This window comes from Mesorhizobium sp. BR-1-1-10, assembly GCF_020165595.1.
GTDB classification, from domain to species: Bacteria; Pseudomonadota; Alphaproteobacteria; order Rhizobiales; family Rhizobiaceae; genus Mesorhizobium; species Mesorhizobium australicum.
On sequence record NZ_JAIUIL010000003.1, the window covers coordinates 386764 to 398682 of the forward strand.

The 11919-nt window shown below is 61.1% G+C and carries 11 protein-coding genes; all 11 read left to right on the forward strand.

Features of this window, described 5'->3' with window-relative positions; translation table 11 throughout:
* The first annotated feature begins 238 nt into the window (after positions 1–238).
* The 11 genes from LB555_RS07730 (at position 239) to LB555_RS07780 (ending at position 11907) form a co-directional block, all read left to right on the forward strand.
* Positions 239–475, forward strand: a complete 237-nt coding sequence (locus tag LB555_RS07730; protein WP_010909609.1) for an Lrp/AsnC family transcriptional regulator — start codon at positions 239–241, stop codon at positions 473–475.
* A 171-nt stretch (positions 476–646) separates the two neighbouring features.
* Complete coding sequence (locus tag LB555_RS07735) at positions 647–2059, forward strand: circularly permuted type 2 ATP-grasp protein (protein ID WP_224682587.1); 1413 nt, start codon at positions 647–649, stop codon at positions 2057–2059.
* Between the two features lie 147 nt (positions 2060–2206).
* Positions 2207–3148 (forward strand): alpha-E domain-containing protein, encoded by a 942-nt coding sequence (locus LB555_RS07740; RefSeq protein ID WP_140616333.1) that lies wholly within the window; start codon positions 2207–2209, stop codon positions 3146–3148.
* Positions 3149–3212: 64 nt separating this feature from the next.
* Entirely contained in the window at positions 3213–4004 is a 792-nt protein-coding gene (locus tag LB555_RS07745) for a transglutaminase domain-containing protein (protein ID WP_140664319.1), read from the forward strand.
* A 31-nt stretch (positions 4005–4035) separates the two neighbouring features.
* Positions 4036–4767, forward strand: a complete 732-nt coding sequence (locus tag LB555_RS07750; RefSeq protein ID WP_023773863.1) for a peptidase — start codon at positions 4036–4038, stop codon at positions 4765–4767.
* A 113-nt stretch (positions 4768–4880) separates the two neighbouring features.
* Positions 4881–6293 carry a pyridoxal phosphate-dependent decarboxylase family protein gene (locus LB555_RS07755; protein ID WP_015317730.1) on the forward strand — a complete coding sequence of 471 codons (1413 nt, stop codon included), beginning with the start codon at positions 4881–4883 and terminating at the stop codon, positions 6291–6293.
* Positions 6294–6420: 127 nt separating this feature from the next.
* Positions 6421–7188, forward strand: coding sequence for a DeoR/GlpR family DNA-binding transcription regulator (locus LB555_RS07760; protein ID WP_015317731.1), 768 nt, complete (start codon positions 6421–6423; stop codon positions 7186–7188).
* 126 nt (positions 7189–7314) lie between these two features.
* Positions 7315–8841: a glycerol-3-phosphate dehydrogenase gene (gene glpD / locus LB555_RS07765; protein ID WP_140616337.1), complete on the forward strand. Its 1527-nt coding sequence runs from the start codon at positions 7315–7317 to the stop codon at positions 8839–8841.
* Positions 8842–8882: 41 nt separating this feature from the next.
* Positions 8883–9962: an ABC transporter ATP-binding protein gene (locus LB555_RS07770; protein ID WP_224682588.1), complete on the forward strand. Its 1080-nt coding sequence runs from the start codon at positions 8883–8885 to the stop codon at positions 9960–9962.
* A 10-nt stretch (positions 9963–9972) separates the two neighbouring features.
* Entirely contained in the window at positions 9973–11040 is a 1068-nt protein-coding gene (locus LB555_RS07775) for an ABC transporter ATP-binding protein (RefSeq protein WP_224682589.1), read from the forward strand.
* The gene (locus LB555_RS07780; protein ID WP_027044598.1) at positions 11041–11907 is read left to right on the forward strand and encodes a carbohydrate ABC transporter permease; all 867 of its coding nucleotides are present in this window, start codon (positions 11041–11043) and stop codon (positions 11905–11907) included.
* The last annotated feature ends 12 nt before the right edge of the window (positions 11908–11919 follow it).

The following is an 11919-nucleotide window of genomic DNA, read 5'->3' on the forward strand; positions in this document are numbered from 1 at the left end:
GCGGCCGCCAATATTCGTCGCGCCTCGGTGCAGAAGCCATGCACGAACGATATTGCAGGGGCATGCCCGCGCTAGTGATCGGCGGCAGGCTCTGCAAGCACGGCATGCCGGTTGCGGAGCCGCGCGAGGCGGGTGGCCGGGACCCCGCGCCGGCTAAGCGCGCATTCCAGTGCTTGAAAGGCTGCCTCCAGTCTGCCAGAAGGGCCGCTTGGACCTGGAAGTTTAGCGGGACGAAGCCATGAAGGCGTTTTTCGTGCAGATCAAATGCGAGCTGGGCAAATCCTATGAGGTTGCCAGCGCGCTTGCCGACGCCGAGATCGCCTCGGAAATCTACTCCACCGCCGGCAACTACGATCTGCTCGCCAAATTCTATGTCGACGACGAAGAAGACGTCGGCCATTTCGTCAACGAGAAGGTGCAGATTCTTCCCGGCATCAAGGACACGTTCACCGTCGTCACCTTCCGCGCCTTCTAACAGTGCGAGGCAGTTGCCCGGGCACGAGGCAAAGGCTGATCAAGCTTGTATTTGGGCTGCCTTAATTTTGGGCAGCCGCAACATACTGATCGTCCGCTTCCCCCAAATCACCGATTGCGCTTGATTTTCTCCCACGACGCCAGTGAAATGGCTTCACAGGGGAGTATGCGATTGGCAGCGTTCGATGAAATGCTTCCGGGAGTCTCCGGATTGAGAAGACCGTATTCGGCTTACGATCGCTGGCTGAAGGAGCAGGATCCAGCCAGGCTTACCGAGAAGATGCAGGACGCCGAACGCGTCTTTCGCAAGACGGGCATTACCTTCGCCGTCTATGGCGAACAGGAAGCCTCCGAACGGCTGATCCCGTTCGACATCGTCCCTCGCATCATTTCAGGCAATGAGTGGCGGCGCCTGACGCAAGGCATCGAGCAGCGCGTCCAGGCGCTGAACGCCTTCCTCGACGACATCTACCATCGCCAAGAAATCCTGCGCGCCGGCCGCGTCCCAAGGGATCTCATCGCCAGGAACGAGGCCTTCCTGCCGGAGATGATCGGCGTGCGGCCGCCGGCCGGCGTCTATACCCACATTATCGGCGTCGACATCGTTCGCATCAGCGAGGACGAGTTCTACGTTCTGGAAGACAATGCGCGCACGCCGTCCGGTGTCTCCTACATGCTGGAGAACCGCGAAACGATGATGCAGCTGTTCCCCGAGCTGTTCCAGAAGATCAAGGTGCGGCCAGTGGAGAACTACCCGCAGCTGCTGCGCCAGTCGCTGGCGGCCGTGCGGCCACAGAACACCAACGGTGCCCCGACCATCGCGGTGCTGACGCCGGGCAGTTTCAATTCCGCCTATTTCGAACACGCTTTCCTTGCCGACCAGATGGGTGTGCAGCTTGTGGAGGGCCAGGATCTGCGCGTCGTCGACGGGCATGTCGCGATGCGCACCACCGAAGGCTACAAGCAGATCGACGTGCTTTACCGCCGCGTCGATGATTCCTTCCTCGATCCGCTGACCTTCAGGCCGGATTCAGCGCTTGGCATACCCGGCATCATGGATGTCTATCGCGCCGGCAATATCACCATCGCCAATGCGCCTGGCACGGGTATCGCCGACGACAAGGCGATCTATTCCTATATGCCCGAGATCGTCGAATTCTACACCGGCCGCAAGGCGATCCTCGGCAACATCCCGACCTGGCGCTGTTCGGAACCGGACAGCCTGAAATATGTGCTCGAGCACATCCACGAACTGGTGATCAAGGAAGTGCATGGTTCCGGCGGCTACGGCATGCTGGTCGGCCCGGCGGCGACCAAGAAGGAATGTCAGGATTTCGCCAAGAAGCTGCAGGCCAAACCGTCTAATTACATCGCCCAGCCGACGCTCGCGCTCTCGACCTGTCCGATCCTGACTGAAAAGGGGCTGGCGCCGCGCCACGTCGATCTCAGGCCCTACGTCCTGGTCTCGGATCGCATCCAGATCGTGCCCGGCGGGCTGACGCGGGTGGCGCTGAAGGAAGGCTCACTGGTGGTGAACTCTTCCCAGGGCGGCGGGACGAAAGATACCTGGGTGCTGGATGATTGAGCTGAGCGAGTAGGGATTAGCGATTAGTAAGTAGTGAGTAGTGAGTAGTCAGCTACAGAGGGAAAGCGCATGTCATATCTCATATGGATTCAACTATTTACTACTGACTACTCACTAATCCCTACTCACTAGCCCAAGGGCCTTCCCATGCTTCTCGGCCGCACCGCCAACGGGCTCTACTGGATGAACCGCTATATTGAGCGGGCGGAAAACATGGCGCGGCTGGTCGACGCCGGGCTGCGCATGGCGCTCACTCGCACCCAGAGCGCGTCGGAGGAGTGGAATTCGGTGCTGCTCAGCGCCGGCTCCGATATCACCTTCAAGCAGAAATACCCGGACTATACCGCCGCCAATGTCTCTGATTTCCTCTTGCGCGACACGTCGAACCCATCGAGCACGATGTCGTCGATCGAGACCGCCCGCAACAATGCGCGCATGGTGCGCACCGCGCTGACGCGCGAGACATGGGAGAGCATCAACGAAGCCTGGATGGCGCTGAAACGGATGCTGGCGAGGCCGATCGATGAGCGCGACCTGCCCAACGTGCTCGACGCGATCAAGCGCGAGACCGCGCTGATCCGCGGCTCGTTTTACGGCACCATGCTGCGCAACGAGATCTTCGATTTCTCGCAGCTCGGCACCTATGTCGAGCGCGCCGACAACACCGCGCGCATCCTCGACGTGAAATACTACGTGCTGTTGCCGTCGATCTCCTGGGTCGGCTCGACGCTCGACAACTATCAGTGGGAATCGATCCTGCGCTCGGTGTCGGCGCATCGCTCGTATCGCTGGGTTTATGATGCCGACTATAAGCCGACCAACATCGCCGACTACCTGATTCTCAACGTCCGCATGCCGCGATCGCTGACCTTCTGCTATCGCTTCCTGGCAGAGCATCTGAAGTTCCTGGGCGACGACTATGGCGAGCGCCATGCCTGCCATGCGACGGCGCAAAACACGCAGGCAATGCTGCAAGCAGGATCGATCAAGGACATATTCGATGCCGGGCTGCACGAGTTCCTGGCCGGGTTCATTCGCGACAACACCAGGCTCGGCGACGAGATCGCGCAGGACTACAGGTTTTATTGAGCATGATGCCGGGAAGTGGATGTCGTTTTTCGCTAGAGATCATGCACGCGAACGGAAGATGGCCATGCGGCTGAAAATAACGCACCGGACTGAGTACCGCTACGACGCACCGGTGCAGTATTTGCTCCAGAGGCTGCGGCTGCTTCCCGTGAGCGGGCCGACTCAGACCGTGCTGTCCTGGGCGCTGAAGGTCGAGGGTGCGCGCGAGGAAGTGCGATTTACCGATCATTACGGCAACGACAACAGGCTGTTGAGCGTCGAGGGTGACCACGACTTCATCACAGTCGAAGCGTTGGGCGAGGTGGTGACGCGCGATACATCGGGTGTTTGCGGGCCTCATCAAGGCTTCGCGCCACTCTGGTTGTTCGCGCAGGAGACCGCTTTGACCATGATAGGCGGCGGCATCCGTGATCTTACCGAGGCGGTCGGCAAGGGCACCGACCTTGACAGGCTGCACCGGCTGATGGCCGCCATTGGCGAGCGCGTCGCCTACACGCCGGGAACAACCAATGCGACGACCTCGGCCGAGGAAGCTTTGGTACTGAAAACCGGAGTCTGCCAGGACCATAGCCACATCTTTGCCGCCGCGGCGCGCGCCATGGGATTTCCGGCCCGTTATGTCAGCGGCTATCTGATGATGGATGCAGTGGAGCAGGCAGCAAGCCACGCCTGGGCAGAAGCGCATGTCGCGGGCCTCGGCTGGGTTGCCTTCGATCCCGCCAACGGTATTTCTCCCGACGAACGCTATGTGAAGGTGGCCACCGGCCGCGACTACCGTGACGCTTCGCCTGTGTCGGGAATTCGACTGGGACAGGCGGAAGAACTGCTTGCGGTCACCGTCACGGTAGAGCAGTAATCCCCCAGGGATTACCGCCTTAAGAGATTCCATGACCTATTGCGTCGGCCTCAAGATCGATCGCGGGCTCGTGTTCATGTCGGACACGCGCACCAATGCCGGTATGGATTCGATCTCGACCTTCAAGAAGATGCATGTCTGGGAACAGCCGGGCGAGCGCGTCATCGTGCTGATGTCGGCTGGCAACCTGGCGACGACACAGGCCGTGGTCAGCCTGCTCGACGAACGCACAAAGGCGGTGACCGACCGTCATGAGAAGCTGCTCGAGACGCCATCCATGTACCAGACGGTGCGGCTGCTCGGCGACACGGTGAAGGAAGTGATCGCGCAATCGTCGCCCGCCGGCGAGAAGGCTGATTCCTATTTCAATGCTTCCTTCATCCTGGGCGGGCAGATCAAGGGCAGCCCGCCACGCCTGTTCATGATCTACCCCGAAGGCAATTTCATTGAGTCGACCGAGGACACGCCGTTCTTCCAGATCGGAGAAACCAAGTACGGCAAGCCGATCATCATTCGCGCCTACGAAAAGACGATGAGCCTGGCCGAGACGGTGAAACTGCTTCTGGTGTCGTTCGATTCGACGCTGAAGTCGAACCTGTCGGTCGGCCTGCCGCTCGACCTGCTTTTCCTGGAGCAGGACGCCTTTCAGGTCGGCCTTAAAAAGCGGATCGGCCAGGACGACCAGTATTACCGCACGATCTCCGATGGATGGTCGAATGCGCTGAAGACGGCCTTCGCCAGCCTGCCGGATTTTCCTGGCTAGTCCGCATATCTCGCGCCCGTCGGCGGCTTCAAATATTTCACATGGTGACTAATATCCGATCTTGAGGAGCCGGCGGCTACCACCGGCAGCGAATGACCTGTCGGGAGGACAAGATGAACAATGATGATTTCCGGCAATGGTCGCAACGCGCCGCTGATTGGGGCGCCGACTATCGCAACAATTTGCGTGAGCGGCCGGTGCGGCCGCTGATCGAGCCGGGCGACATTTTCAGGAGCATCGAGGCGTCGCCGCCCGAAGACGCGGAGTCGATGGACAGGATTTTCGCCGATTTCCAAGAGAAGATCGTGCCGGGGATGACGCATTGGCAGCACCCGCGCTTCTTCGCCTATTTCCCGGCCAACGCGGCGCCGGTCTCGGTGGTGGCTGAATATCTGGTGTCGGCGATGGCCGCGCAATGCATGCTCTGGCAGACCTCGCCGGCGGCGACCGAGCTTGAAATGCGGACCATCGACTGGATGCGCCAGGCGCTCGGCCTGCCGGAAGGATTCTCCGGCGTTATCCAGGATTCGGCCTCGTCGGCGACACTCAACGCGGTGTTGACGATGCGCGAGCGGGCGCTGGACTGGCAAGGCAACAAAAAAGGATTGGCCGGGCAGGGCCGATTGCGCGTCTATTCCTCCGACCAGGTGCACACTTCGATCGATCGGGCGATCTGGGTGTCAGGCATAGGCGAGGACAATCTCGTGCGCATTCCGGTCGCCGGCCGTTTTCGCGCCATGGATGCGGCCGCACTCGACGCGGCAATCGTCGCCGACCGCGTGGCCGGCATGTTGCCCGCCGGCATCATCGCCAGCGTCGGCGGCACCAGCACCGGGGGGACGGACGATATTGCAGCAGTTGCGGCGGTCGCCGGTCGGCATGGGCTCTATCTGCATGTCGATGCCGCCTGGGCCGGGTCGGCGATGATCTGCCCGGAGTACCGGCATTTCTGGGCCGGCGCCGAACTGGCGGATTCCATCGTCTTCAATCCCCATAAATGGCTAGGCGCGCAATTCGACTGCTCGATGCAGTTCATTCGCCAGCCCGAGGACCTCGTTCGTACGCTGGCCATCAAGCCCGAATTCCTCAAGACACATGGCCGCGACGGCATCATCAACTATTCCGAATGGTCGGTGCCGCTCGGTCGGCGCTTCCGGGCGCTGAAGCTTTGGTTTCTGCTGCGCGCGCATGGACTGGAAAACCTGCGAACCATGATCCGCAACCATGTCGCCTGGAGCGAGGGCCTTGCCGCTCGGCTGGCAGGGGAGGTGGATTTCGAGATCGTCACCGAGCCGATGCTGTCGCTGTTTTCGTTCCGGCACAAGGCTGCCTCGGGCGCCGATGCCGACGAGCACAATCTGCGGCTCGTCAATGCGATCAACGACGATGGCCGCATCTACCTGACGCAAACGAAGGTCGATGGAAAGGTGGCGATCCGCTTCCAGGTCGGCCAGTTCGACGCGACGGCGGGAGACGTCGATGCCGCTTTCACCGCCATTACCGAAATTGCGCGTGCCACGGCCTGAAAAGGCTGGATGAAGGTGGCACCGAGGTTCACCCGTACAATCATCAGATTTCGTTAGCCGGCTTGCACCTTTTCATCGGTTTCGTTTTCTATTATAAGCAAGAAAAACGAAAACGGGAGCTTGCCTTATGTATCTGTCGCCGCGCCATGCCGAGATCATCCAGATGGCCAAGGACAACGGCCGCGTGCTGGTCGATGACCTGGCCACGCATTTCAACGTGACGCCGCAGACCATACGCAAGGACCTCAACGATTTGTGCGACCAGCGGCTGCTTTCGCGTGTCCATGGCGGCGCCTTGTTCCCGTCCGGTATCGAGAACATGGAGTATGAAGCCAGGCGCAAGATCGCGGCCGACGAGAAGGAAGCGATAGGCCGCGCGGCGGCCAGGCTGATCCCCGACAACGCCTCGCTGTTCATCAACATCGGCACCACGACAGAGGCGGTCAGCAAGGCACTGCTCGATCACGACGGCCTGATGGTCATCACCAATAACATCAATGTTGCCAATAGGATGCGCATCTATCCCTCAATCGAGGTGGTGATTGCGGGCGGCGTGGTGCGCGGCTCCGACGGGGGTGTTGTCGGCGAGGCGGCGGTCGATTTCATCAGGCAGTTCAAGGTCGACTACGCTGTCATCGGCGCCTCGGCTATCGATCATGATGGCGCGCTGCTCGATTTTGATTTCCGCGAGGTGAAGGTGGCGCAAGCGATCATCGCCAACGCCAGGCACGTCATCCTGGTTTCCGACCAGACCAAGTTCGAACGCACGGCGCCTGTGCGTATCGGCCATCTGTCGCAGGTCAACACCTTCATCACCGATCGCTGCGACATCCCGTCCGTGCGCAAGATCTGCCAGGAGGCCGAGGTTCAGCTCATCGAGACGTCGCTTGGCTGACGCAATTCACGGTCTTCTCACAGGCGTGTGATATTTCGTTTGACATTCGTTATGAGTTCGAAATAATTCCGCCACGGTTTCGCAAAAGAGCAAAAATGGTGCAATGCGAAATCGTGGAGGAGCTAGGTGGACACATCTTCAGTCCGGGACATTTTCGTCATAGGTGGCGGCATCAACGGCTGCGGCATCGCCCGCGATGCCGTGGGACGCGGGTTCTCGGTCTTTCTCGCCGAAATGAACGATCTCGCCAGCGGAACCTCGTCCGGTTCGACCAAGCTGATCCATGGCGGGCTGCGCTATCTCGAATTCTATGAATTCCGCCTGGTGCGCGAGGCGCTGATGGAGCGCGAGGTTCTGTGGAAGAACGCTCCGCACATCATCTGGCCGATGCGCTTCGTGCTGCCCTATGCCAAGGGCCTGCGCCCGGCCTGGCTGATCCGGCTCGGCCTTTTCCTTTACGACCACATCGGCGGGCGCAAGTTGCTGCCGGCGACCAGAACGCTCGACATGGCAAGCGACCCGGCGGGCAAGCCTTTGAAGCCGCTGTTCAAAAAGGCTTTCGAATATTCGGATGGCTGGGTCAACGATGCGCGGCTGGTAGCGCTGAATGCTCGTGACGCCGCTGACCGGGGCGCAACGATCCGGACTCGCACCAAAGTGGTTGGAGCGCGCCGCGAGGGCGGAATCTGGGCGATAAAGATCGAGGACCTGCGGACCGGCGAGACCGACGAGGTCAAGGCACGGTTGCTGGTCAATGCGGCGGGTCCTTGGGTCGACCACGTGCTGTCCGGCGTCGTCGGCCTCAACGACGTGCACAATGTCCGCCTCGTGCAGGGCAGCCACATCGTCATCGCCAAGAAGTTCGACGACCCGCGCGCCTATTTCTTCCAGAACAGGGACGGCCGCATCATCTTCGCCATCCCCTACGAAGACGAGTTCACGCTGATCGGCACCACCGACCAGGATTATCCCGGCGACCCACACGATGTGAGGATCAGCGACACCGAGATCGACTATCTCTGTGCCGCGGCGAGCGAGTATTTCGCGGTTCCCGTCAAGCGTTCCGACATCGTCTGGACCTATTCGGCCGTGCGTCCGCTCTACGATGACGGCGCCTCCAAGGCGCAGGAAGCGACACGTGACTATGTGCTGAAGGCGGATGGCGGCGACGGCGCCGCACCGCTGGTCAACGCGTTTGGCGGCAAGATCACCACCTATCGCCGGCTGTCGGAATCGATGCTGGAGAAGATCGAAGGTTTTCTCGGCAAGCGCGGCAAGCCGTGGACATCAGATGCGCCGCTGCCGGGCGGCGATTTTCCGGCCACGGGTTTCGATGCGCAGGTGGCGAAGCTGAAAAGCGCCTATCCTTTCCTCGACCAGCGCTTGGCGCGCCGGCTGACGAGGCTCTATGGAACGCGTGTACAGGTGCTGCTCGGCTTGGCCAAGTCGATTGCCGATCTCGGCCGCAATTTCGGTGGCGATCTCCACGAAGCCGAGGTGCGCTATCTCGTTGAAAACGAATGGGCTGTCACGGCGGAAGACGTGCTGTGGCGGCGAACCAAGCGCGGCCTGCATCTTAACCGCGAGCAGGTCGCGGCACTCGATGAATTCATGCGCGGCATAAGCCGGCAGCACGTCGCGGCCGCCGAATGAAGAGGTTTTGAGCTGATGCGGAAAGCCTGGGAGGAGGCGTCATGCTGGAACTGAGGAACGTCACCAAGACGGTCGGTGCGGTCGAGCACATCCGCGACGTGTCGCTGACGCTTCAGCACGGCTCGCTCAACGTTTTGCTCGGGCCCACACTTTCAGGCAAGACCAGCCTGATGCGGCTGATGGCCGGCCTCGATGTGCCGACCTCCGGCTCGGTCTGGTTCGACGGCCGGAATGTCACTGGCACGCCTGTGCAGAAGCGCAAGATCGCCATGGTCTACCAGCAGTTCATCAATTATCCGGCGATGACCGTCTATGACAACATTGCCTCACCCCTCAAGGTGGCCGGCGTCGAGCAGGGCAAGATCGACAGCCAGGTGCGCGAAGCGGCGGCACTCCTCAAACTGACCCCCTATCTCGACCGCACGCCGCTCAGTCTGTCGGGCGGGCAGCAGCAGCGCACCGCGCTGGCGCGCGCCATCGTCAAGAATGCCAGCCTTGTGCTGCTCGACGAACCCCTTGCAAATCTCGACTACAAATTGCGCGAGGAATTGCGAGCCGAACTGCCGAGGATATTCGCGGCCGCCGGTACCATCTTCGTCTATGCCACCACCGAGCCACATGAGGCCCTGCTGCTCGGCGGCAATACGGCAACGCTGTCGGAAGGCCGCATCACCCAGTTTGGGCCGACCATCGACGTGTTCCGCAAACCGGTCGACCTGGTGACGGCGAGGACCTTCGCCGATCCGCCGCTCAACACCATCGTGCTGGCCAAGAAGGGGGCGGATTTTCTGCTGGAGGGCGGCGTCAAGCTGCCGGTGCCCGCTGATCTCGTCGACATCGCCGATGCGAACTATACGGTCGGCTTCCAGCCGCACCATCTTTCGCTCGACCGGCCCAATCCCTCCGCGGTGCCGGTGCGGGCGAAAGTCACCATCACGGAAATCACCGGGTCCGAAAGCTTCATCCATCTCGACTTTGCCGATGTACGCTGGGTGATGTTGACCCATGGCATCAGGGATTTCGAGACAGACGCGGTGGTCGAAGTGTTCATCGATCCACGTCACATCATGGTCTTCGACGAGCACGGCCGGGCCGTGACCGCGCCGAAGCTGGCGGCTTGAGGAGGACGATATGGCGCGCATCGACGTCAACCATGTCAGGCATTCCTATCTACCGAACCCGCGCAAGGATGCCGATTTCGCGCTGCGCGAAGTGCATCACACTTTCGAGGATGGTGGTGCCTATGCGCTGCTCGGGCCGTCCGGCTGCGGCAAGACCACGCTGCTCAACATCATATCGGGGCTGCTGCATCCCTCGCATGGCCAGTTGCTGTTCAACGGCAGGGACGTGACCACCCTGTCGACGCAGGAGCGCAATATCGCGCAGGTGTTCCAGTTCCCGGTCATCTACGACACCATGACGGTCTATGACAATCTGGCGTTCCCGCTACGCAATCGCGGCGTGCCGGAGGCAGACGTCGACCGCAAGGTGCGCGAGACGCTGGAAATGATCCACCTGGCGTCCTGGGCCAAGAAGAAGGCCAGGGGCCTGACCGCCGACCAGAAGCAGAAGATCTCGCTCGGCCGCGGCCTGGTGCGCTCGGACGTCAACGCCATCCTGTTCGACGAGCCGCTGACCGTCATCGACCCGCATATGAAGTGGGTGCTGCGCTCGCAATTGAAACAGCTTCATCGCCGCTTCGGCTACACGATGGTGTATGTCACCCACGACCAGACCGAGGCGCTGACCTTCGCTGACCAGGTCGTCGTCATGTATGATGGCGGCATCGTGCAGATCGGCACGCCGGCCGAACTGTTCGAGCGGCCGCGCCATACCTTTGTCGGTTATTTCATCGGTTCGCCGGGCATGAACGTCATGCCTGTGGCGATCGACGGCAAGACGGCGACGCTCGGCTCGCAGCGTATCGAACTGCCGGGCGCGCCCAAAGCCGCCGGCGGCGCCGTCGAACTCGGCATTCGCCCCGAATATGTGCGGCTCGGCCGGGACGGCATGGCCGTCTCGATCACCAAGGTCGAGGATGTCGGCCGCCACAAGGTGGTTCGCGCCAAGCTGGAAGGCAGGGACATCGCTGCCGTCATCGGTGAGGACGAGACCGTGCCAGCCGAACCGAAGGTGCGGTTCGATCCGGCCGGCATCAACATCTATGCCGGTTCCTGGCGTGTCGAGATGGGGGCATAGATGGACAAGACCTGGAACAACAAGGCCTGGTTCCTCGTGCTGCCGGTGCTGGTGCTGGTGGCCTTCACCGCCGTCATCCCGCTGATGACGGTCGTCAACTATTCCGTGCAGGACACGTTCGGCAACAATGTCTTCACCTGGGCCGGCACCGAATGGTTCGAGGAACTGCTTTCATCCAGCCGCTTCTGGGAAGCGATGGTCCGCAACCTGATCTTTTCCTTTATCATCCTGGCGATCGAGGTGCCGCTCGGCATCTTCATCGCGCTCAACATGCCTAAGAAGGGCTGGGGCGTGCCGGTCTGCCTGGTGCTGATGTCGCTGCCACTGCTGATCCCGTGGAATGTCGTCGGCACCATCTGGCAGGTGTTCGGACGCAACGACATCGGACTGTTGGGCTATTACCTCAACGCGATCGGCATCGACTACAATTACGTGCAGGATCCGTTCGATGCCTGGGTGACGATCATCGTCATGGATGTCTGGCACTGGACCAGCCTCGTCGTGCTGCTCTGCTATGCCGGGCTGGTCTCGATCCCCGATGCCTTCTACCAGGCGGCAAAGATCGACGGGGCCTCGCGCTGGGCGGTATTCCGCTACATCCAGCTGCCGAAGATGCAGCGCGTGCTTTTGATCGCCGTGCTGCTGCGCTTCATGGACAGTTTCATGATCTACACCGAACCGTTCGTCGTCACCGGCGGCGGGCCGGGCAACTCGACGACCTTCCTGTCGATCGACCTCGTCAAGACGGCGCTCGGCCAGTTCGACCTTGGCCCGGCGGCCGCCATGTCGCTGGTCTACTTCCTCATCATCCTGTTGTTGTCATGGGTGTTCTACACCGTGATGACCAATTACGACGCGGAGCGCTGAAATGGCTGGCGC